The organism is Cetobacterium somerae ATCC BAA-474 (assembly GCF_000479045.1).
Taxonomy (GTDB): domain Bacteria; phylum Fusobacteriota; class Fusobacteriia; order Fusobacteriales; family Fusobacteriaceae; genus Cetobacterium_A; species Cetobacterium_A somerae.
The window spans coordinates 1-21,901 of the sequence record NZ_KI518213.1; the positions used below are offsets into that span (position 1 = coordinate 1).

A 21,901-nucleotide genomic window follows, 5' to 3' on the forward strand; every position below is an offset into this window, starting at 1 on the left:
ACTGTAAAAAATTTTTTACAGTTTTTTTACATACAATTAATCTTATTTTAACAAGCAAGATATATTATATTCGTATATAGTTTAATTTTAGTTTAAAATTAGTTTAATTTTTTTTTAATTTTTTAACATAGATTTAGGAGGTTATCATGCATAATATAAGAAAAGTTAAAGATTCTTTTATGAATGGAGTTCATTCTGTTGTTGGAATTTTTAACATTCTAATTGTTATACTTATATTCATTTTTATTTTAGTTAATAGTTTATCTTTCTTTAAAGACTATCCTCTTTCAAAATTTTTCTTTGGAACAGAATGGATATCTCTTTCAGGTAAATACGGACTTTTACCACTTTTAGTTGGATCATTTTGGGTAACGTTAGTTGCACTTTGTATCTCTATTCCTATTGGAATTATAACTACTATATATATATCTGAATTTGCTAATAAAAAAACAAAAAAAATCATTAAAATTATTATCGAAACAATGTCTGCTTTACCCTCAGTTGTTTTAGGATATCTAGGATTATATGTTTTATCTGGATTTATAAAAGATTCATTTAATTTACCAAGTGGACTAAATGCTTTAACTGGAGGAATTATGCTTTCTTTTATGGCTATTCCTACTATAGTAAGTTTATCTGATGATGCATTAAATGCCCTTGATAAATCTTACCGTGAAGCTTCTCTTGCTCTTGGAGCTAATAAATTGGAAACAGTTTTCAAAGTTCTTTTACCTGCTGCATTTCCTGGAATTTTCGCAGGTATTATGTTAGGATTCGGAAGAATTATTGGTGAAACTATGGCTGTACTTATGATAACTGGAAATGCTCCTATAATGGCAACATCTCCATTATCTCCTGTTAGAACTCTGACAGCTACAATCGCTGCTGAAATGGGAGAGGTTGTTCAAGGAAGTCAACATTACCACGCTTTATTCGCTATCGGTTTGGTATTATTTGCAATAAGTTTCTTAACAAATAGTATTGCAGATAAGTATATTAGAAAATCAAGAAAACTGATGGGTAAATAGGAGGAATATTTAAATGAAAATTTTAAAAGGAAAAAGTGGTATCGCTATCGAATTATTTATTAAGACAATTGCTTTATTAGCAGTAGTCCCAATTTTTCTGATATTAGGATACATTATCTATAAAGGTGTTCCTGCAATTTCTTGGGAGTTTTTAACTGAAGTTCCTAAGAGAGGAATGAGAGCAGGAGGAATTTTCCCTGCTATTGTTGGAACTATCTATCTAACTCTTGGAACTATTGCTGTTTCTGTTCCATTTGGAATTTTTACTGGAGTATATCTTGTTGAATATGCAAAAGATAACGTATTAACTAGATTAATCAACTTAACTATTATTAACTTAGCTGGAATACCTAGTATCATATATGGACTTTTCGGAATGGCATTATTCGTTATATACTTTAAGTTAGGTGTTTCAATATTATCAGGATCGTTAACTTTAGGTATTATGTGCTTACCTGTTATTATAACAGCTACAAGAGAAGCTCTTTTAGCTGTTCCAAATAGTCTAAGAGAAGCATCTCTTGCTCTTGGCGCAACAAAATGGGAAACAATTTCTAAAGTTGTTGTTCCCGCTGCATTGCCTGGAATCTCAACTGGAGTCATCTTGAGTATTTCAAGAGCCGCTGGTGAAACTGCACCTATTTTATTTACAGCTGCAGCATTCTATTTGCCATTTTTACCTCAATCAATATTTGATCAGGTTATGGCTTTACCTTATCACCTTTATGTTATATCAACACAGGTACCTAATATGCCACAAAGCAATATGCATGGAACTTTATTTGTTCTGGTATTTATAACTGTAGGATTTAACCTTATTGGTGCATATATTAGAAATAAATTTGAAAAATAATAATCTCGTATAATTTTGGAGGAATATATAATATGAAACAAGACGTTAGAATATCTGTTAAAAACTTTAATTTTTATTATGGTGATTTTAAAGCTTTAAAGGGTATAAATATGGATATAATGAAGAATAAAGTTACGGCACTTATTGGTCCATCTGGATGTGGTAAATCAACATTTTTAAGATCTTTAAATAGAATGAATGATCTTATATCTAGTGTTAAATATGAGGGTGAAATTTTACTTGATGACCAAAATATCTTTGATAAACAATTTGATATTGTTGAACTTAGAAAAAAAGTGGGAATGGTTTTCCAAAAACCAAATCCATTTCCTAAGTCTATCTATGAAAATTTAGTTTATGCTCCTAAATTACACGGAGAAACTAATAAGAAAAAATTAGATGAAATTGTAGAATCATCTCTTAAAGCAGTTGCTCTTTGGGATGAAGTAAAAGATAAACTTCACCAATCTGCTCTTGGGTTATCAGGAGGACAACAACAAAGACTTTGTATAGCTAGAGCTATCTCTATCAATCCTGAGATACTTCTTATGGATGAACCAACTTCAGCTCTTGATCCAATATCAACTGCTAAAATTGAAGAGTTAATTGTTGAACTTGCAAAAAATTATAGTATAGTTATTGTTACTCACAATATGCAACAAGCATCAAGAATATCTGATTACACTGGATTTTTTTATCAAGGTGTTTTAGAAGAGTTTGGTGAGACTTCTAAGATATTTACTACACCAAGTGTTAAGAAAACCGAAGATTATATAACAGGAAAATTTGGATAAAAAGGAGATTTTATGAGAACTTTAAACGAATCTTTAAAAGCTTTAGACGAACATTATTTAGAAACATTAAAATATGTTGGTAGAAATTTTGATGTAAATTTAGAGATGCTACAAAACAATAGTTTTAATCCTACACTTTATGGAGAAGCTAAAATGATAGAAGATTTTATTAACTCTTTTGAAGTAAAATTAAAAGAGGATTCTATTATTACAATGGCTAGATTTCAACCAGCAGCTAAAAATCTTAGGAAGTTAGTAATGATTATCAATAGCGTAAGAGTCCTTGAAAGAATGGGGGATCTTTTAAAAGCGAATTTATCTTTAATTAAAGATATTGAAAAAAAATCTCCAAACTTAGCTTATGCTCTAAGTGAGAAAGTTTTACCAATCGCAAAAAAAATCAGAGGTCTTTTTCAAATGTATGTTGATGCTTTTTTAAATGAAGACGTACGTTTACTATATAATGTTCTTTATTTAGATGAAGAGATTGATGACTTAATCAATGCTAACACTGATTATTTTCTTACTAAAATGAAAGAAACTCCAGATAATGTTGTTGGAGGTTCTGAACTTATGCTTTTAGATAAAAAATTTGAAAGATTATCAGATCATATAATACATTTAGCAAGTGATTTAATTTATATTTTAAATGGTGAAAATACTAGAAAAGCTGAATTACAAAATAAAGGAAAAGGGAACCAATAATGGTTCCCTTTTTAATTCTCTCTAATTCCTATGTAATCTGCTAACTCTAAAAAAACTTTAATTTTTTCATCTGGAAAAATATTTAAACTTCTTTTAGCATCTGAGATAACTTCTTTTAAAATCTCTTTACTTTTCTCAATTCCAAATATACTTGGATATGTCGTCTTTTCCAGTTCTAAATCACTACCAATAGGTTTTCCTATTTTTTCAAAGTCACCTTCTATATCTAATATATCATCTTTAATTTGAAAAGCTAATCCTATTCCATCTGCATAGTTTTCTAAAGCTTTATACTCCTCTTCTGTTGCTTCTGAAATTATTGCTCCTATCTCCACTGGTAATTTTATTAATTTCCCAGTTTTATTTTCATGGATATATTTTAAAGTTTCCAAAGACACCTTCTTTTTTTCACTTTCTATATCTACTGTTTGTCCACCAATCATACCATTTATTCCAGCATATCTTGATACCATACCTATTATTTTTACAAGTTTATCTGAAGCTACTCCTTTTGTTTCATCTGTTATAACTGAAAATGAATGCGTTAATAAAGCATCTCCTATTAGTATTGCTTCCGCTTCTCCAAACTTTTTATGAGTTGTTAATTTTCCTCTTCTATAATCATCATTATCAAGAGCTGGTAAGTCATCATGAACCAAAGAATAAGAATGAATCATCTCTATTGCAACAGCTATTGGTAATCCTAAATCTATTTTTTTATCGAAAAGTTCTAATACCATTAATAATAAAATTGGTCTTAATCTTTTTCCTCCATTTAAAACAGAGTATCTCATACCTTCTGCTATTACATTTGGATATTCTAATTTATTTAAATGATATTCTATATTTGAATCCACAAGTTCTCTTTTAGTTTTTAAGTAATTTTTAAGCATTTTCATCAACCTCTAGTTGAATATTATCATTTTCTGAAGTTACTTTGATTATTTTTCCCTCTGCTTTATTCAAAATATCTGAGGATTTTTTTAATAACTTCATAGCTTTTTCATACTCTTTAATTGATTCATCTAAAGATAACTCACCTTTATCTAATTTTTCAATTATCATATCAATTTCATTAATATTATACTCAAAACTATCTTTTTTCATGGATCCTCCCTCTTTTATCTTGTATAGAATGTCACAACTTTTTTTCCATATTTTCTTTCGTCTGTCTTTTTAAATTCTCCAACTTCTTCAGACATATCTTCATACATATGATGTTCACAAATTATTAATCCATTTTCTGCTAATAATCCAGCTTTTGATATAGCTCTCATAACTCTCTCACAAACCTCATCTTTATAAGGAGGGTCCATAAAAATTATATCAAATTTTTCACCTTTTCTTCCTAAAATCTCAACAGCTCTTAAAGTTTCATTTTTGTAAGCTCTTGATTTATTCTCATATCCTAAATTATTGATATTTTTTATTATATATTTTAATGCTTCTTGATCTTTTTCTATCATTACAGCTCTTTTAGCTCCTCTACTTAAAGCTTCTAAAGCTATATTTCCTGTACCACTAAAAAGATCTAAGAATCTAGCATCAGTTATATATGGAGCAATTATTGAAAATAGAGATTCCTTTATACTATCTTGAGTAGGTCTTGTATCTGTACCTTTTCTACACTCTAATCTCTTCCCTTTTGCTTCTCCTGCTATTATTCTCATCTTTTCACCTCTTTTTTATTAATAAATAAACATTGCATCTCCAAAACTAAAGAAATGATACTCCTTTTTTACAGCCTCTTTATACACATCTAACATGAATTCTCTATTTGAAAGAGCCGATACTAACATAAGAAGTGTCGATTTCGGTAAATGAAAGTTAGTTATTAATGCATCTATAACATTAAATTTATATCCTGGGTATATAAATATCTCTGTACTTCCTGTTTTAGAAATTAAGTTCCCATCCATATCCACAGATGATTCCAATGCTCTAACAGTTGTTGTTCCAACAGCTATTATTCTTCTATTCTCTTCTTTTGCTTTTTTTATTCTTTCAACAGTATATAAAGGAATTTCAAAAATTTCCTCATGCATTTTATGGTCTAAAACATCTTCAGTTTGAACTGGTCTAAATGTTCCTAAACCAACCTCTAAAAATACATCTAATATTTCAATACCTTTTTCTTTTATTTTCTCTAAAAGTTCTTTTGTAAAATGTAATCCAGCTGTAGGTGCTGCAACTGATTCTCCCTTTATTGCATAAACTGTTTGATATCTATCTTTTGTTTCTAAAGCTTCTACAATATATGGAGGTAATGGCATTTTTCCAAGTTTATCTAATACTTCTTCAAATACCCCCTCATATTCAAATCTTAAAACTCTATTTCCATCTTCTTTTATCTCTAATAGCTCAGCTACTAACTCTTTATTTTCACCTATTTCAAGCTTTTGTCCCACTTTTAATTTTTTAGCAGGTTTTAATAAACATTCCCAAGTATCTAAACTCACTCTTTTTATTAAAAGTATTTCTAAAACTCCACCAGTTTCTTTTTTTCCAAAAAGTCTAGCAGGTATAACTTTTGTTGAATTTCTTACTAAAACATCCCCTGGTTTTAGATAATCTATTATATTAAAAAAAGTTTTATGTTCTAATGTTTGATTTTCTTTATCTACTACCATTAATTTAGAGTGATCTCTAGGCTCTCTAGGCTTTTGACCTATAAGCTCATCTGGTAAATGATAATCATAATCAACTAATTTTGTTGACATCCTCTTCACCACTCTTTCTTCCTATTACTACTCTCTCTATTCCACTATAATCATTAACAATTGCTATTATTTCAAATCCAGCTTTTTTCATAAATTGACTTACTTCATGTGCCTGATTATACCCAACTTCAAAAGCTAAATAACCTTTATCCTTAAGATATTTTGAAGATTCCTCTGATATTTTTTTATAGAAATAGTAACCATCTCCATTATCTGTTAAAGCACCTTGAGGTTCATGCTGTTTAACTTCTGGCATTAACTCTTCATATTCATCTTTAGGTATATATGGTGGATTTGAGATAATCATATCATAATCATTATCTTTTATATTTGAGAAAATATCTGACTTAATAAACTTTAAATTACTTTCTACATTATTAATCTTTCTATTTTCTACAGCAACCTCTAAGGCATCTGTACTTATGTCCGCTCCTAAAACCATAGCACTTGGAATCTCTTTAGCTAGAGTTACAGATATCGCTCCACTTCCAGTTCCTATATCTAATACTTTAGGATTATCTATCTCATTTAAAATAAATTTACACTGCTCTACTAAAATTTCTGTATCTGCTCTTGGAATTAAAACTCTCTCATCAACTTTAAAAGGTAACCCATAAAACTCCCACTCTCCTAAAAGATATTGTAAAGGTTTTTTTTCCTTTGCTCTTTTATAAAGTAAATCTTTTATCTCTTCTTTTTCTTTTAAAGTAATCTCTTTTCTTAAATTCATAAATAGCATTGTTCTCTTTACTTTTAAAACATGAGCAAATATATATTCTGCATCTAACTTACTATCTTTTACATCATTTTTATTCAAATACTCTATACTCTTTTGTAAAAGTTCTCTATTTTCAGAACTACAATCTTTCTCTTCAACTAGACTTATCTCTTCTTTTGGAAGTTCATCAAAAGTTAATCTATTTCTAGCCATAGCTTTCAAATAATTTTTTATTTTATCTTTTTGCTCTAAATTAAGCTCCATATCAAAATAAGCATAAAGAGTTATTCTTTCTAGGTTTAATACATGAGATATTATCTTTTCACTTTCTAATCTGGGTTTTGAAAAGGAGTATTTTTTCAAATACTCCTCAGAAAATTTTAATATATCTAATAATTTCATAATTACTCCGCTGAACTTGAAAGCATTTCTGCTTGAGCAAATGTAGTCAGAGCATCTATCATATCATCTATATCTCCATCTAAGAAAGCTTCTAATTGATGTGCTGTATATTTGATTCTATGATCTGTTATTCTTCCTTGTGGATAATTATATGTTCTTATTTTTTCCGATCTATCTCCTGATCCAACTTGAAGTCTTCTTTCACTTTCAACAGCTGATCTTTGCTTTTCTAACTCCATCTCATAAAGTTTTGAAGCTAAGTGCTTCATAGCTTTCTCTCTATTTTTTAACTGTGATCTCTCATCCTGACACTGAACGATTACTCCCGTAGGTAAATGTGTTATTCTAACTGCAGAGTCCGTCATGTTAACGTGCTGACCTCCCGCTCCTGATGCTCTAAATGTATCAATCTTTAAATCAGATGAGTTTATTTTTACGTCTTGAACTTCATCAACCTCTGGTAAAACTGCAACTGTTGCTGTAGATGTATGTATTCTTCCTGATGACTCAGTTTCAGGTACTCTTTGTACTCTATGAACTCCTGATTCAAACTTAAGTCTTGAATATGCTCCTTGACCATTTATTGAGAATACAGCCTCTTTTATTCCTCCAACACCAATTTCTTGTTTTTCTATTATTTCAACTTTCCATTTGTGTCTCTCAGCATATCTCATATACATTCTAAATAGGTTTCCAGCAAATAAAGCAGCTTCGTCTCCTCCTGCTCCACCTCTGATTTCTATTATAACGTTTCTATCATCATTAGGGTCTTTTGGAAGTAATAATACTTTCATATCTTGCTCTAGATTAGGAATTATTTCCTCAATCTCTTTTAATTCCTCTTGCATCATTTCTCTCATATCAGGGTCTTTTTCTCCTCTGATATTTTCTTTTATAAAATCTAAATCTTCTTGATATCTTTTATACTCTTTGTACTTTTCAACGATAGGTGTTATATCATTTAATGCTTTATTACACTCCATCATTTTTTTAGGATTACTTAAAACTTCTGGAGAACCTAAAGCTTCTGTTAACTCATTAAACCTTACTACAACTTCTTCTAATTTAGTAAACACTATCTTCACTCCTTTTTATATCTATACTTTAACTTATAAATTATACCATACTTACTTTAAAAATAAAATAAAAAATCTTCTTCCATTATTATTAAGGAAGAAGATTTTTAACTATTGTTTTTCTCTTGATTGTGATATTCTTTTTAACGATAACTCTCTAGCTTTCAAGTATTGATCTGTTGTTATATATTTTTGAACTTCTATCTGATACTTCAGTCTATCCTTTATAATTTCAGCATCTAAAAGTCCAACCTTCTCTACTAATTCATTTAATTTTTCAAGATTTTTTTCTGTGCCATCCAAAATATATTTATTAATTTCAATCTCTAATGCTTTTTTATCCAATGTTTTTAATTTATATTGAATACTAGCTTGTTCAATTATAACTTTAACTCTATCAATATTATCTTGACTTACCCCTACAGCTTTGAAATCGTCATCTTTAACTATCCCTATTCCCGATGTTGCATAGGCTGATACACTAAATACAAGTATCAACAGTCCCATCACTATTTTTTTCATAAAATCCTCCACTAAATTTGTAGATCTGTTACAAAAAGATTTTCAGTATTAAAATCTCTTTTGTTTATTTTTATTTCATCAGCTTGAAATAAATCATCGATTGTAAAACCAATCTCTTTTTTATCTGAAACTTTTCTTTGTAGCTCTCCACTTTCTAAAGCCACTAACTTCTCTGTAGGAGAAATATTTCTTTTAACTAAATCATAAGATGTCCCTGTAAAGACTCCAACTACAAAAAGAGACAAAGAAAAAAATGAGATTTTTTTATTTCTTTTCTTCTCCTCTTCTAGTAATGATTTATAAATATTCGCTCTTACTCTCTCTTTTGGAGATACCATTTATATCACACCTCCCATGTCTTTAATTGCCTTGTAGTATATCGTTTTTACTGTTGATATATTCATTTCTTTCATATCTGCAATCTCCCTCAGTTTATAGCCGTATATATCTTTTAAAACAACTATCTCTCTCTCCTGGAAAGGTAGTTCTTTTAATTTCTCCTCTAAAAGGATTGGAATATTAAAGTCTTCATTACTTTCAACACTTAAAATCTCATCATTTAACTCTAGATTTAGCTTTTTCTTTCTAAAAAAATCATACGTTTTATTTATAGCAATTCTATAAATCCAAGTATAAATATTGCTCTCTTCTCTAAAGCCTTTAAGATTTTTATAAACACTAATGAATACTTCTTGAGCTATGTCTTCGGCATCTTCGGCATTTTTTACTGTTGATAGTATTTTATAGTATATTCTATCAAAATACTCATTATATATCTGATCAAAATCCATTTAAATACCTCATTATTTTAGCTTTATAATTTTAGACTACAAAATTCTTAAAAAAGTTTTAATTAAAATCATCTTCGATTAATTTTTTTAACTCTTTTAGAATATCCCCTTCATCAACCTTTTTAATTATCTCACCTTTTTTAAATAAAACTCCAACTCCTTTTCCACCCGCTACTCCATAGTCAGCTTCTTTAGCTTCTCCAGGTCCATTTACAACGCACCCCATAACGGCTATTTTTATTTTTTTATCTACTTTTTCAAACTCTTTTTCTACTTGATGTGCAAGTCCTATCAAATCTATCTCAGTTCTTCCACAAGTTGGACAAGACACAATCTCTACACCAACCTCTTTTAGCCCTAAAACCTTTAATATCTCTTTTGCAACTTTAATCTCTTCTACAGGGTCTTCTGTTAAAGAAACTCTAATTGTATCACCAATTCCATCAACTAATAAAGAACCTATTCCAATAGCTGATTTTATAGTTCCTTGAAATGCTGTGCCTGCTTCTGTAACACCTAAATGCAAAGGATAATTACACAACTTAGCTAGTTTTCTATAGGCTTCAACCATCATCTTTACATTACTCGATTTCAAAGAAATTATTATATCTGTAAAATTAAATTTTTCTAAAAGTCTCATGTGGTATAAAGCACTCTCTACCATTGCATCTGATGTTGGTTTTCCATATTTTTCCAATATTGTTTTTTCTAATGATCCTGAATTTACACCTATTCTAATCGGCACACCTTTTTCCATAGCTTTTTTTACTACAATTTCAACCTTTTCATCACTACCTATATTCCCTGGATTAATTCTTAACTTATCAATTCCATTTTCTATAGCTAATAACGCTAATCTATAATCAAAATGTATATCAGCTACTAATGGTATATCTATTTTCTCTTTTATTTCCTTTATTTTTTTCGCAGCTTCTTCTGTATTAACTGTAACTCTGACTAATTGACACCCTTCTTCTTGAAGCTTTTTTATTTGATTAACTGTTTTTTCTACATCTGTTGTCGGAGTATTTGTCATCGATTGAATAATAATATCATTTCCACCACCAATCAATATATTTCCAACTTTTACAACTTTAGAATCTCTCATTTTTCACCTCTCGTAAAATTTAAAAAAGCCCTAGTATAATCCTAGGGCTATCTAACTAAATAATTCATTGGATTATTAGCTTTTCCGTTCTTTCTAATTTCAAAATGTAAATGTGGTCCTGTTACTCTTCCTGACATTCCAGTTTTTCCTATAACTTGACCAGCTTTAACTCTATCACCTGTTTTTACATACATTTTATCTAGATGAGCTGATCTTGTTTCAAAACCATTGCCATGATTTATTTTAATTATTTTTCCATAACCTGTCATATATCCTGCAAAAACAACTGTTCCATCCTTTGAAGCCATTAAAGGAACATACCTTGCTCTCATATCAACTCCTGCGTGCTGAATATATCTTTTTAAAACAGGATGGAATCTTTTACCAAAAGGACTTGTCACTCCTGCCCATTTTACTGGCATTGTAAAATTTTTCTGTACGGTTGTTCTATTTACACTTCCACTACGAGTTAATCTTTTCAAACTCTCTTCACTTGGATTATATATAAACAGCTCTTCTCCAACTCTTATATTATCATTTCTTAAATTATTATATTTTCTTAAATCATCTACATCTATTTTATAAGCTAGTGCTATTTTAAAAAGGGAATCTCCTCTTCTAACTTTATAAAAAACACCATTAGATTTCACGATTTTTATTTTTTGTCCTGCTTTTAAATTATTGGAAATTCCTGGATTATTAGCCTTTAAAACCTCTAAAGATATTCCATTTTTATCTGCTATTCCACCTAAAGTATCTCCACTAGCGACTACATAACTTTCTAGCTTTGGGATTTCGTATGCTTGCTTTAAATCTAAATCTTCAAGAGGAACTCCTTCTATCGATTCATCTTCGCCTATTTTATACTCTTTTTCTATTGTATAAAAATTGCCATCAACAAGTTCAAATCCACCACCATCTTCAACAGTAGTTGTCTCTGAATAATATTCTGTAAACTTTTTTAAATCTACTACTTCTGATTTATAAGGTTTAAAAACTAATATTAACATAGCTATAAATGCTGCTATTATTATAGCAAATATTTTAAATATCTCTTTCACTATTTCCCCCTTGCAAAAGACTTCTCATACATTTCTATAAGTTTATCATTGCTTTCAGTTGATGAAATAGTATCAATTAACTTTTTCGTTGCAGTAGCTTTATCTAAGGATGATAGATATCTTCTTATATTCCAAATAGAATCTAATTTCTTTTTCCCTATTAAAAGCTCCTCTTTTCTAGTTCCAGATTTTTGAATATCTATAGATGGGTATATTCTAAGTTCTGCTAAGTTTCTATCTAAATGTATATCTAAGTTACCTGTTCCTTTAAACTCCTCGTATATAACATCATCCATTTTACTTCCAGTATCGATTAAAGCTGTTGCTAAAATAGTTAAACTTCCACCATTTCTTATATTTCTTGCTGATCCAAAGAACTTCTTCGGATAGTATAAAGCGGTTGGATCAATTCCACCTGAAATTAATTTTCCACTTGATGGTATTACTATATTATATGCTCTAGCTAATCTTGTTAAGGAATCCATCAAGATAACTATATTCTCACCATTTTCAATCTTTCTTTTCGCTCTTTCTAAAAGAGATTCAGTAACTTTTATATGATTTCTTGGATCATCATCAAAAGTAGAAGCATAAACTTGTGCCCCTTTTACAGTTTCTTTTATATCTGTAACTTCCTCTGGTCTTTCATCTATTAAAAGAATCCAAACTTCTATGTCTTTATTATTCTCTATTATAGAGTTTGCGATATTGCTAATCAGTACTGTTTTACCAGCTTTTGGTGGTGCTACTATTAACCCTCTTTGTCCTAATCCTATCGGTGCAATTAAATCTATTATTCTACCAGAGATATTTTTTGCATCTGTTTCTAATTTTAACTGTTCTGTTGGATAAGCAGGTATTAACTCATCAAATGGTATTCTTGACTCAGCCTCTTGAATACTTCCATTATTTATTAAAAGAACTTTTCTAAGTCCATAGTTATTTTCACCTTGAACAGCTTCTCTTACTTCACCTAATACAAAATCTTCAGTCCTTAATTTAAATTTTCTTATTTGTGAAGCTGATACATAGACATCTTTTTCAACATTTGTATTTCTCAAAAAACCATATCCATCAGCCATTACTTCAAGATTTCCCCAAGCTAAATGCATACCTTCTTTAGCATCTATTGCCTCATTTATTAATTCTACAATCTCTGCTTTTTTAGTTCTACTTGAATAATCAATATCCATTTGTCTAGCAATCTCTTGTAACTCTTTTAGCAAAAAATTTTCTAACTTCTCCATTGTACCTCCAAGGTTACTAGTCTACTATCTCTCCGTATAGCGACCATGTTTTACACTCATTTATTTTTACATTAACAAATGTTCCTTCTAACTCTTTATCTCCTGCAAACAAAACAACTTTATTAGTTGATGTTCTTCCTGTTAGAACTTCTTCATTTTTTCTGCTTGGCCCTTCAACTAAAACTCTTTCTACTTTTCCTTTATAGCTATCACTTGCTTCTTTTGATTTTCTATTTTGTAAATCTATTAGTCTTTGAAGTCTTTCTTTCTTCACTTCTTGATCTAATTGACCATCCATTTTTGCTGCAGCTGTACCTTTTCTAGGTGAATACATAAACATAAATGAAGTTTCAAATCCAATTTTATCTACAACATCTAAAGTATCTAAGAAATCTTCCTCTGTTTCATGTGGGAATCCTACTATTATATCCGCTGTTAATGCTACTCCTGGAATTTTTGATTTTATTTTTTCAGCTAACTCTATATACTGCTCTTTAGTATATTTTCTATTCATTAACTTAAGTATTCTTGATGACCCTGACTGTAGTGGTAAATGTAAACATCTTGCAACTTTCTCGTTTCTAGCTATAACATCAATTACATCATCTCCAAAATCTTTTGGATGTGGTGAAACAAATCTAACTAAAAATTCTCCATCTATTTTACAAATTTCCTCTAATAATACTGCAAAATTCTCTCCAGTTTCTAAGTCATTTCCATATGAGTTTACATTTTGACCTAGCAACATAATTTCTCTATATCCTTTTTCCACAAAAACTTTAACTTCATCTAAAATTTGAGGCATTGGAACAGATCTTTCTCTTCCTCTTACGTAAGGAACTATACAATAAGTACAGAAATTATTACATCCATATGTTATTGGAATTGATGCTGTTTTTTTAGAATCAAACTCTGCATCTAATCTTGGTGGTAAGTCATCTTCATCACCTGTATAAATAACATGTTTAAAATCTCCTGATTCTATTTTCTCAATTGCTGTTGGAATTTTTCCAATATTTTGATTTCCCATTACAATATCTATTACTGGGAATTTTTTAGCTAACTCTTCTCCTTGCTCTTGAGCAAAACAACCTGTTATTCCTATGATTGTTCCTCTCTCCTCTTTAACAGCCATTAACTCTCCAAGTTTTCCATAAATTTGAGTAGCTGCTCCCTCTCTTACTGTACAAGTATTTAAAAATACTGCATCTGCTTCTGATACATCTTCAATTACATTATATCCCATATTTTGTAAGATACTCTTTATTTTTGCACTTTCGTTGACATTCATTTGACAACCGTATGTTATTATTACTGCATTTTTCAATTTTTTTCCTCCAAATTTTTAACAAATTACTACCTAAACATGTTAAAAATTATACCATAGTAGTACAACTTTTATCAATAATTCTTTAGCTAAACATTATTTAAATATATCTTTAGCTTCTAAATACCATAATAATAAATCTATATTCTCCATAGGAATATCTATCTCTTTACAATATTCTTTTAATTTCTCCTCTATCTCTTTGTATAACTTAGGAGTCACTGTTTTAGGAACTTCTTTTATCACATCTAAAGCCGCTAGATTTTTTAAAATATGTCTATCTAAAATTGCTAATTCTTGACCAAAACCAACATTTCTTAAAAAATGACTAGCTTCTTTATATGACATTCCTCTTATATTTTTTACAATCCACTCTCTCATTTCAAATGCTGAATTAAATGTTGAAAAAAAATCTTTTGTTATAAATTTCCCATTCTCATCTGTCATTTGCTTTCTAAGTATATAAAGATTTTTAGCTTTAGTTCTATTAAAACGAACAATATTTAAAAATGGAAGCATCTCCTCTTCACTTCCTGTAAATAAAAGCTTATTATCTCTTAACTCACTTATTGCTTTCCATGCATTTCTAGCTTTAGATTGTGGAGTTAAAATACAAAAAGCCAATTCACAAAAGATATCTTTATTGTCTCCATCTCTCCATATTTTTCTATACTCATCTAATCTTTCTTCTATTCTACTTCTTATATTTTCATATATTTTTTGTACTTCATAAAAATAGGCATTCTTCATAAAACATACCTCCTAAAATTATTCGTACTTTAATTTTACCACATTTTTACAACTCTTTACATCTGTTTTTAAAAAAATAGGATAAAGCTATTTTTAGCTTTATCCTATTTTTTATAAGTTCACAAAGTATCCATATTCTTTAAATAAACCTGATACTTCGTCTAAATTTTCCTTTTTTACCATTATGTGAAGATCTTCACCTTTTAAGATTAATGGTTTGAATCTTTTATCCTTTGTTATTGCTGATAATAACTCTTTATCGTTTTTTAGTTTTAAAACTTTATAATCAGGAACATGTGTAATTAACTCTGTTTTTTCAATAACATCTCCAAAAAATCTATTCCAATTCATTGGTAAATCATTAGTTATTTTTTCTTTAAACTCTTGTATCTTACCATGGACCTCATTTAAATTTTCCAAACCTTTTGTCAAAGTCTCTTCAGATATTTTAAATTTATTTGGTGCTATTTTATTACCAAGTTTTTCTAAAGTCATCATTCTAAGAGGACTTTCACCTATAACAGTAACAATTAATCTATCTTCATCTAAAACAATTTTTCCTTCATCCTCTAAAACTTTAAAATCATATGTTAACACTCTATCAAATATATATCTACCTAATTCTGTAAATTTAACATACTTTATTCCATCATATTTACTTAAATATCCGTTTTTTAAATATAATGAATTTGCTGATGATGGTTTTTCATAGCAAATCTCTAAAACTCCCAATGATGCTAAGATAAAAAATACTGATTTTACAAATGGTTCAACAACATAGGCTAAATACTTATCATATCCTACTATTTTTGTTCTCTCATAGTTTGCTTCATTAATATATAATGTTGCGAAAGCTGATTCTAAATCGATTATTTCTATAAACTCATCTCTATAAAGTATACTTTTTATTATATTATCTATAGACACAAATCCATCATCTGGAAATTCTGATAAAATTTTACTTATTGTTGCTAATCCTCTTTTTATTTCATCATTCGATTTACCTACATTTTTTATACCCTTTAAATAATTTAAATAAAGGCTTATATATGTATTATCTTCGCTTTTTATGATGCTTCCATCTAAAAATCCTTTTACTATAGCTTTCAAGTTGCTTGATCTTATAAATTCATCATTTAAATATTCATCTTTAAAAAGAAACAAAAATAATCCCATTGTTTCTGTTTTTAAAAACTCTAAATCTTTTATTCCTTCATAATACTCATGAATATTGCAATATTTTTTCATATTATTTTTTGATTCTTTTAATAGCTTTCCACTACTTGAAAGTTGCATTTTTCCATCTTTAAAGAAAGAATAATACTTTCTTAAATTTTCTTGTATTTTTTCTTCGTTATTCTCTCTAAATTCACAATCACAATTTCCAACTTTATAAATATAATACTCTTTTGGCTTATTCATAAATTGTCTCATAACTCTTACTATGTCATTGTTTAACGTTAAGTATTCTCCTCTTTTTGTATCTCCGTTTTTAGTAAAAAATAGGAACTCATCTTTTAACTCTGATTTTATATTGTACCCTTCCTCATCTTTTAAATAAATATCCCTATCTTTTATTTTAAATTTACCTTTCCAAGCTATACATTCAAATATCTCTTGAACTTCTTTTGGTAATGAAGAAAAAATACCTTTAAATACCTCTTCTTTTGAATACATTTGTTCCATCAGTTCTAAAAATGTTTGTTTATTTGTAGATTCTGATATTAAAGAAATTTCAAATAATCCTAAATTACTTCCAATGTACCCTTCAGCTATCCAATCTAAGAAATATCTTTTAAAGATTTTAAAAAGAATCTCTTTTGAATAGCTTTCATTTAAAGCTTTTCTAAATCTATCTCTACTTATTCCCATACCATCTCCTATTCTCCAAGAATAAACTCTATATCTTTCTCAGTTAAAGTTTTTAAAGTCGCTCCCTCATCAGAAATTAAATTATCTAATAGCTGACTTTTACTTTCTTGTAATTTTAATATTTTTTCTTCGATTGTATCTTTTAATATTAGTTTGTAAGAGAATACTGTTCTATCTTGCCCTAGTCTATAAGCTCTATCTACAGCTTGATTCTCTACAGTTTTGTTCCACCAAGGATCATAAATAAATATAGTATCCGCTGCTGTTAAATTAAGTCCTACTCCACCAGTTTTTAATGTCATTACAAAAACTTTATATTTTTTATCTTTTTGGAATAAATTTACTAGACCTTGTCTATCTTTAGTTGCTCCTGTCATCTCTAAATACTTTATTCCTCTTTTTCTTAAATCAGATGTTATGCTTTCAATACTTTTTATATAATTTGTAAATATAAGAACCTTATGTCCATTTTCTACTGCATCTTGAACATTATTTATAAGTACCTCTCTTTTACTAGAAAGTACATTAGGATTTTTCATCTCTGGACAACTAGTTAATTGTCTCAGTTCATTTAAAGCTTGGAGTATATAAAACTGTGTTTTTCCTAATCCTTGAGTTTTTATTTGACTATTTATCATGCCATAATAATATGCTCTTCTTTCTTCATATAATCTTTTTTGTTCTGGATTCATTCCTATAAATAGTGTCTTTTCAATTTTATCAGGAAGGTCTTTTAAAACTTCTTTTTTCACTCTTCTTAATATAAATGGATATATTTTCTTTTTTAGCTCCTCTATTGCTTCTTTATCATTTTCTTTCTGAATTGGGTTAGCATAGTGGTAATTAAACTCATCTAAAGTTCCAAACATCGATGGATTTAAAAATCTAAATAAAGAGTATAACTCTCCTAAATTATTTTCGATAGGAGTACCACTTAAGGCTAATCTGTATTTCGAATCTAATAACATAACTGCTTTTGTTGTTTGAGCATTTACATTTTTTATATTCTGAGACTCATCTAAAACTATTAAATCAAATTTCATCTCTTTTAAATATTCAATATCATTTCTTACAGTACCATAAGTTGTTATAATTACTTCTACATTATTAAAAATTGTTTTATCTCTAAAGTTTCCATAATATATTCCACATTTTAAATCTGGGCTAAATTTTCTTATCTCACTTTCCCAGTTATATATCAAACTTTTAGGCATAATTATCAATGTTTTTCTTTTAGGAGTTAAATGTAAGCTTGTTATTAAAGTTATTGCTTGTAATGTTTTTCCAAGACCCATATCATCTGCTAAACATCCACCTAAACTATTATCCATTAGATATCTTAACCACTTATAACCATACTCTTGATACTCTCTAAGAGTTGCATTTATTGATGGTGTTGGTGCATTGTAATTTTCTATTTGATTGATACCTCTATAAAAACTTTTAGTCTTTTTAATTTCATTTGCCAATACTTTATCTTCAATTAAATCATCTATAATTGGTAAATCAAAGAAAGAAATTTTTACATTTGATTTTCCATTATCTTTAAATACTCTCTCTAATTTTTCCATATATTTTCTATTAATAAGTGCATTTGTTCCATCACTTAAAACAATATACGAGTCTTTTTTAAAGCTATTTAAAACGTCTACTATTGAGAACTTTTCTCCTTCAATCTCTAAATGAACATCACCTTCTAAAAAGTCTATTCCATGTTTAAAGTTTCCTACAACTTTTGGTTTTACAGCTTTTACACTATATTTTTTTAAGTTATCTGTTCCTACAACTTTATACTTACCTGCTAATTGTAGAAGCTCTTGTGTTACAAATTCTCTAGCTAATTTTTCTTGTAAAATAATGAAGTTTCCATCTACATAAAAACTTGATTTTATTTTTAAGTTCTTTTGATGTTTTACAATATTTTTAACAATCTCTTCCACTGTTTCATCTAAATAAGCTGCTTCGACCTTTGTTATTTCAACTCTTTTTAAATCATCTTTTATAACTAAAGCTCTATCTAGATTATGCGCTTTTAAAAATTCATAATCAATTGTTGAAATTGATGCTCCTATTTTTAAATATAAACTGTTATCTTGAGATATTTTTTCTATTATTAATTCTTGAACTGGTTTTAAATTACCATCCTCTACAACTTCATAGTCTAAACATTCAATTTCTATTCCACTACCAAAAGATGATGCTAATGTTAAATACTTTTCTAATTCTGGTTTTGAAAACTTAGACTCCATCTCTTTTAAAATATGTATAGTATCTTTTGGAAGATCTATCCAATAAAGTGTATCCTCACTTAAAACATAGTTATCTGAAACTATTCTAAAATCTTTTTCACCATTTAGAAGAAGTTTTCCTTCACATAAATCAAAATCATCTTCTACAAAATTAATTTTCAATACTATTTTATTTCCACTCAAAACCCATTTAATTGGATTCATATCCCCTGTAACTACTTTTTTACTGCTTTTTAGATAATCTAAAATCTCTATATTTTCATCTATATATAGCTCATTTTTTTCATTATCCCACCCAGAGAAAAAGCTATCTTCTTTTATCTCTTGAATTAAATCAATAATTTTCAAATCATTTTCATCACTAATCTCATATTCTGCTGTATTTTCTACTATATCCCCATTACTGTCTACTAAAGAAACATATGTTCCTACTTCGTCACAAGTTAAAGTAAAAAATAGTGACTCATTTATTTTTTTTAAATTAGATTCCATACCCTTTTCCCTCATATATAAATTTTTTCTGAAATATATTATATCAAATTTTCTAAGGGTTAGCAAGAAATTAAAAAAGGACTCTATTAATTAGAGTCCTTTTACTTAATTATTACTTAGCTTCTGATTCTTTTATTAAGATGTTCATCTCTTCGATTAATGCATCTGCGTCTAATCCGTGAGCAGCAATTCCTTCTCCTAAAGTTTCTCCAGCTGCTACCATACATCCTACACACCCTAATCCATGCTTTTTAAATACCATTGAAATTACTGGATGCTTTTGAACTGCTTCTAAAATATTCATATCTTTAGTTACCATTTTTACTCCTCCTACTTTTTCTTTATATTACTTTTTTATTATATAAAACTTTACTTTTTTTGTCAACTATTTTCCTATTACATTTAATAAGTCATGAATTCTAACAACTCCAACAATCTGTTTATCTGATAAAACAGGTAATACAGATATTTGACTCTCTCTATTCTCCATAAGATCTAAAGCATCTAACGCCATTATATTTTCAGTGGCATAAGTATAATTTCTAGTCATTATATCCTCAGCTTTTAAAGTAAAAAATTTATCCTTCATCTTTAGAGCTCTTCTAATATCCCCTTCTGTTATAATTCCTAAAAGTTCATCATTTTCAACAATACAAACTACTCCTAATCTTTTTTTAGTCATTGTCATTATTACTGTATCCATATCACTTGTTAATTGAGCTATTGGTAAATCCTTATGCATCACATCTCTTACTTTCATAAGTAATCTTCTTCCTAAGCTTCCTCCTGGATGATAAACAGCAAAATTTTCAGGCTTAAAGTTTCTTGCAGTTATTAATACTGTCGCTAATGCATCTCCCATAACTAAAGTACTTGTTGTAGAAGACATCGGAGCTAAATTCAATGGACATCCCTCTTTTTCAACACCTATGTCCAATATAGCATCAGCTTCTTTTCCAAGTCTTGAATTAGAATTACCAGTCATAGCTATTAATGTTGCACCAATTTTTTTTATTGATGGAATAATTGAAATCACTTCATCACTATTTCCACTATTAGATATTGCTATTACTATGTCATTTTTATTTATCATTCCTAAGTCTCCATGAAGACCCTCTGCTGAATTCATAAAAACAGCTAACGTTCCTGTTGATGCTAGCGTTGCTGCTATTTTTTTCCCTATAATCCCTGATTTTCCAATACCTGTTATTACAACTTTCCCTTTAGAGTTTAGTATTAAATTTACAACAATTTCTAACGAGTCTGATATTTTATCTTTTACTTTCTCTAGCTCACAAATCTCTTTATCAAATAAATCTTGTGCTATTTTTTTTATATCCATACTATCTTCCTTTTACTAAATCATCTATTTTTACAGCTACTTTCAATATCTCCTCTAAATCTGATAAGAATAACATATTTGGACCATCTGATTTAGCATTTGTTGGATCTGGATGAACTTCTGCAAATATTGCATCTATACCAATTGCTAATCCTGCTCTCATTAAAGGAAATACAAACTCTCTATCTCCTGATGTTGCAGTTCCTAATCCACCTGGCTTTTGAACTGCATGAGTCACATCAAATACAACTGGATATCCAAACTTTCTCATCTCCCCAAACCCTCTCATGTCTACAACCATATTGTTATATCCAAAAGTTGATCCTCTCTCACAAAGCATTATATTTGGATTATTCATTTCTTCCATTTTTACAACTACATTTTTCATGTCCCAAGGAGCTAAAAATTGTCCTTTTTTAATATTTACTGGTAATCCTGTTTCTGCTGCTGCTATCAGTAAATCTGTTTGTCTACATAAAAATGCTGGAATTTGAATTATATCTACAACTTTAGCAACCTCTTTACATTGCCAAGCTTCGTGGACATCTGTCACTACTGGTATATTAAATCTCTCTTTTACTTTTTTTAGTATCTCTAATCCTTTTTCAATTCCTGGTCCTCTATATGAATGTATAGAAGATCTATTTGCTTTATCAAAAGATGCTTTAAATACATAGTTAATTCCTAATCTATCACAGATATCTTTTACTTTTTCAGCTACTTCCATAACTAACTCTTCTGACTCTATTACACATGGACCAGCTATTAAAGTAAATCTATTGTCTCCACCAATTTCAAATTTATTCGCTATTTTAACTTTTTTTACTTCTTGAACTATTTTCAA

23 protein-coding genes are annotated in these 21,901 nt (G+C 28.8%); 4 read left to right on the forward strand and 19 right to left on the reverse strand.

What is annotated here, in order from left to right; all coding sequences use genetic code 11:
• Positions 1 to 146 precede the first annotated feature (146 nt).
• The 4 genes from pstC to HMPREF0202_RS13065 are packed head-to-tail and all read left to right on the forward strand — an operon-like array spanning position 147 to position 3,380.
• Positions 147 to 1,028, forward strand: a complete 882-nt coding sequence (pstC, locus tag HMPREF0202_RS13050; protein WP_023051190.1) for a phosphate ABC transporter permease subunit PstC — start codon at positions 147 to 149, stop codon at positions 1,026 to 1,028.
• A 13-nt stretch (positions 1,029 to 1,041) separates the two neighbouring features.
• Positions 1,042 to 1,881, forward strand: coding sequence for a phosphate ABC transporter permease PstA (pstA, locus tag HMPREF0202_RS13055; protein WP_023051191.1), 840 nt, complete (start codon positions 1,042 to 1,044; stop codon positions 1,879 to 1,881).
• Positions 1,882 to 1,913: 32 nt separating this feature from the next.
• The gene (gene pstB / locus HMPREF0202_RS13060; RefSeq protein ID WP_023051192.1) at positions 1,914 to 2,675 is read left to right on the forward strand and encodes a phosphate ABC transporter ATP-binding protein PstB; all 762 of its coding nucleotides are present in this window, start codon (positions 1,914 to 1,916) and stop codon (positions 2,673 to 2,675) included.
• 12 nt (positions 2,676 to 2,687) lie between these two features.
• Positions 2,688 to 3,380 carry a phosphate signaling complex PhoU family protein gene (locus HMPREF0202_RS13065; RefSeq protein WP_023051193.1) on the forward strand — a complete coding sequence of 231 codons (693 nt, stop codon included), beginning with the start codon at positions 2,688 to 2,690 and terminating at the stop codon, positions 3,378 to 3,380.
• An 11-nt stretch (positions 3,381 to 3,391) separates the two neighbouring features.
• Here the strand turns inward: HMPREF0202_RS13065 and HMPREF0202_RS13070 are convergent, their stop codons facing one another.
• From HMPREF0202_RS13070 to kdsA, 19 genes are all read right to left on the reverse strand, one after another.
• The gene (locus tag HMPREF0202_RS13070; protein ID WP_023051194.1) at positions 3,392 to 4,279 is read right to left on the reverse strand and encodes a polyprenyl synthetase family protein; all 888 of its coding nucleotides are present in this window, start codon (positions 4,277 to 4,279) and stop codon (positions 3,392 to 3,394) included.
• Positions 4,266 to 4,487, reverse strand: coding sequence for an exodeoxyribonuclease VII small subunit (gene xseB / locus HMPREF0202_RS13075; RefSeq protein WP_023051195.1), 222 nt, complete (start codon positions 4,485 to 4,487; stop codon positions 4,266 to 4,268). The genes HMPREF0202_RS13070 and xseB overlap by 14 nt, the downstream gene beginning before the upstream one ends.
• Before the next feature lie 14 nt (positions 4,488 to 4,501).
• Entirely contained in the window at positions 4,502 to 5,050 is a 549-nt protein-coding gene (rsmD, locus tag HMPREF0202_RS13080; RefSeq protein WP_023051196.1) for a 16S rRNA (guanine(966)-N(2))-methyltransferase RsmD, read from the reverse strand.
• A gap of 18 nt (positions 5,051 to 5,068) precedes the next feature.
• Positions 5,069 to 6,100, reverse strand: a complete 1,032-nt coding sequence (queA, locus tag HMPREF0202_RS13085) for a tRNA preQ1(34) S-adenosylmethionine ribosyltransferase-isomerase QueA (protein WP_023051197.1) — start codon at positions 6,098 to 6,100, stop codon at positions 5,069 to 5,071.
• Complete coding sequence (gene prmC / locus HMPREF0202_RS13090; RefSeq protein WP_023051198.1) at positions 6,081 to 7,220, reverse strand: peptide chain release factor N(5)-glutamine methyltransferase; 1,140 nt, start codon at positions 7,218 to 7,220, stop codon at positions 6,081 to 6,083. The genes queA and prmC overlap by 20 nt, the downstream gene beginning before the upstream one ends.
• Before the next feature lie 2 nt (positions 7,221 to 7,222).
• Complete coding sequence (gene prfA / locus HMPREF0202_RS13095; RefSeq protein WP_040407570.1) at positions 7,223 to 8,296, reverse strand: peptide chain release factor 1; 1,074 nt, start codon at positions 8,294 to 8,296, stop codon at positions 7,223 to 7,225.
• Between the two features lie 111 nt (positions 8,297 to 8,407).
• Positions 8,408 to 8,818, reverse strand: coding sequence for a hypothetical protein (locus tag HMPREF0202_RS13100; RefSeq protein WP_040407573.1), 411 nt, complete (start codon positions 8,816 to 8,818; stop codon positions 8,408 to 8,410).
• An 11-nt stretch (positions 8,819 to 8,829) separates the two neighbouring features.
• On the reverse strand, positions 8,830 to 9,156 hold the full coding sequence (locus HMPREF0202_RS13105; RefSeq protein WP_023051201.1) for a hypothetical protein: 327 nt from the start codon (positions 9,154 to 9,156) through the stop codon (positions 8,830 to 8,832).
• On the reverse strand, positions 9,157 to 9,609 hold the full coding sequence (locus tag HMPREF0202_RS13110) for an RNA polymerase sigma factor (protein ID WP_023051202.1): 453 nt from the start codon (positions 9,607 to 9,609) through the stop codon (positions 9,157 to 9,159).
• A 58-nt stretch (positions 9,610 to 9,667) separates the two neighbouring features.
• Positions 9,668 to 10,717: a flavodoxin-dependent (E)-4-hydroxy-3-methylbut-2-enyl-diphosphate synthase gene (gene ispG, locus HMPREF0202_RS13115; RefSeq protein ID WP_023051203.1), complete on the reverse strand. Its 1,050-nt coding sequence runs from the start codon at positions 10,715 to 10,717 to the stop codon at positions 9,668 to 9,670.
• A gap of 47 nt (positions 10,718 to 10,764) precedes the next feature.
• On the reverse strand, positions 10,765 to 11,778 hold the full coding sequence (locus tag HMPREF0202_RS15660; protein WP_023051204.1) for a peptidoglycan DD-metalloendopeptidase family protein: 1,014 nt from the start codon (positions 11,776 to 11,778) through the stop codon (positions 10,765 to 10,767).
• Positions 11,778 to 13,025: a transcription termination factor Rho gene (rho, locus tag HMPREF0202_RS13125; protein ID WP_023051205.1), complete on the reverse strand. Its 1,248-nt coding sequence runs from the start codon at positions 13,023 to 13,025 to the stop codon at positions 11,778 to 11,780. The genes HMPREF0202_RS15660 and rho overlap by 1 nt, the downstream gene beginning before the upstream one ends.
• A 16-nt stretch (positions 13,026 to 13,041) precedes the next feature.
• On the reverse strand, positions 13,042 to 14,352 hold the full coding sequence (gene miaB, locus HMPREF0202_RS13130) for a tRNA (N6-isopentenyl adenosine(37)-C2)-methylthiotransferase MiaB (RefSeq protein WP_040407576.1): 1,311 nt from the start codon (positions 14,350 to 14,352) through the stop codon (positions 13,042 to 13,044).
• A 96-nt stretch (positions 14,353 to 14,448) separates the two neighbouring features.
• A complete protein-coding gene (locus HMPREF0202_RS13135) occupies positions 14,449 to 15,102 on the reverse strand; it encodes an N-glycosylase/DNA lyase (protein ID WP_023051207.1) in 654 nt (217 codons plus the stop codon).
• A gap of 111 nt (positions 15,103 to 15,213) precedes the next feature.
• On the reverse strand, positions 15,214 to 16,974 hold the full coding sequence (locus HMPREF0202_RS13140) for a hypothetical protein (protein WP_023051208.1): 1,761 nt from the start codon (positions 16,972 to 16,974) through the stop codon (positions 15,214 to 15,216).
• Between the two features lie 8 nt (positions 16,975 to 16,982).
• The gene (locus HMPREF0202_RS13145) at positions 16,983 to 19,715 is read right to left on the reverse strand and encodes a DEAD/DEAH box helicase (protein WP_040407578.1); all 2,733 of its coding nucleotides are present in this window, start codon (positions 19,713 to 19,715) and stop codon (positions 16,983 to 16,985) included.
• 112 nt (positions 19,716 to 19,827) lie between these two features.
• Positions 19,828 to 20,034 (reverse strand): DUF1858 domain-containing protein, encoded by a 207-nt coding sequence (locus tag HMPREF0202_RS13150; protein ID WP_023051210.1) that lies wholly within the window; start codon positions 20,032 to 20,034, stop codon positions 19,828 to 19,830.
• A 66-nt stretch (positions 20,035 to 20,100) separates the two neighbouring features.
• Positions 20,101 to 21,057: a KpsF/GutQ family sugar-phosphate isomerase gene (locus HMPREF0202_RS13155; RefSeq protein WP_023051211.1), complete on the reverse strand. Its 957-nt coding sequence runs from the start codon at positions 21,055 to 21,057 to the stop codon at positions 20,101 to 20,103.
• A gap of 1 nt (position 21,058) precedes the next feature.
• Entirely contained in the window at positions 21,059 to 21,895 is an 837-nt protein-coding gene (gene kdsA, locus HMPREF0202_RS15435; protein ID WP_051364178.1) for a 3-deoxy-8-phosphooctulonate synthase, read from the reverse strand.
• Positions 21,896 to 21,901: the final 6 nt, after the last annotated feature.

Bases quoted from the DNA above. Each gene is read 5' to 3' on its own strand.
- pstC (WP_023051190.1), top strand. From the start codon at position 147: ATGCATAATATAAGAAAAGTTAAAGATTCTTTTATGAATGGAGTTCAT.
- pstA (WP_023051191.1), top strand. From the start codon at position 1,042: ATGAAAATTTTAAAAGGAAAAAGTGGTATCGCTATCGAATTATTTATT.
- pstB (WP_023051192.1), top strand. From the start codon at position 1,914: ATGAAACAAGACGTTAGAATATCTGTTAAAAACTTTAATTTTTATTAT.
- HMPREF0202_RS13065 (WP_023051193.1), top strand. From the start codon at position 2,688: ATGAGAACTTTAAACGAATCTTTAAAAGCTTTAGACGAACATTATTTA.
- HMPREF0202_RS13070 (WP_023051194.1), bottom strand. From the start codon at position 4,279: ATGAAAATGCTTAAAAATTACTTAAAAACTAAAAGAGAACTTGTGGAT.
- xseB (WP_023051195.1), bottom strand. From the start codon at position 4,487: ATGAAAAAAGATAGTTTTGAGTATAATATTAATGAAATTGATATGATA.
- rsmD (WP_023051196.1), bottom strand. From the start codon at position 5,050: ATGAGAATAATAGCAGGAGAAGCAAAAGGGAAGAGATTAGAGTGTAGA.
- queA (WP_023051197.1), bottom strand. From the start codon at position 6,100: ATGTCAACAAAATTAGTTGATTATGATTATCATTTACCAGATGAGCTT.
- prmC (WP_023051198.1), bottom strand. From the start codon at position 7,220: ATGAAATTATTAGATATATTAAAATTTTCTGAGGAGTATTTGAAAAAA.
- HMPREF0202_RS13100 (WP_040407573.1), bottom strand. From the start codon at position 8,818: ATGAAAAAAATAGTGATGGGACTGTTGATACTTGTATTTAGTGTATCA.
- HMPREF0202_RS13105 (WP_023051201.1), bottom strand. From the start codon at position 9,156: ATGGTATCTCCAAAAGAGAGAGTAAGAGCGAATATTTATAAATCATTA.
- HMPREF0202_RS13110 (WP_023051202.1), bottom strand. From the start codon at position 9,609: ATGGATTTTGATCAGATATATAATGAGTATTTTGATAGAATATACTAT.
- ispG (WP_023051203.1), bottom strand. From the start codon at position 10,717: ATGAGAGATTCTAAAGTTGTAAAAGTTGGAAATATATTGATTGGTGGT.
- rho (WP_023051205.1), bottom strand. From the start codon at position 13,025: ATGGAGAAGTTAGAAAATTTTTTGCTAAAAGAGTTACAAGAGATTGCT.
- HMPREF0202_RS13135 (WP_023051207.1), bottom strand. From the start codon at position 15,102: ATGAAGAATGCCTATTTTTATGAAGTACAAAAAATATATGAAAATATA.
- HMPREF0202_RS13140 (WP_023051208.1), bottom strand. From the start codon at position 16,974: ATGGGAATAAGTAGAGATAGATTTAGAAAAGCTTTAAATGAAAGCTAT.
- HMPREF0202_RS13145 (WP_040407578.1), bottom strand. From the start codon at position 19,715: ATGGAATCTAATTTAAAAAAAATAAATGAGTCACTATTTTTTACTTTA.
- HMPREF0202_RS13150 (WP_023051210.1), bottom strand. From the start codon at position 20,034: ATGGTAACTAAAGATATGAATATTTTAGAAGCAGTTCAAAAGCATCCA.
- HMPREF0202_RS13155 (WP_023051211.1), bottom strand. From the start codon at position 21,057: ATGGATATAAAAAAAATAGCACAAGATTTATTTGATAAAGAGATTTGT.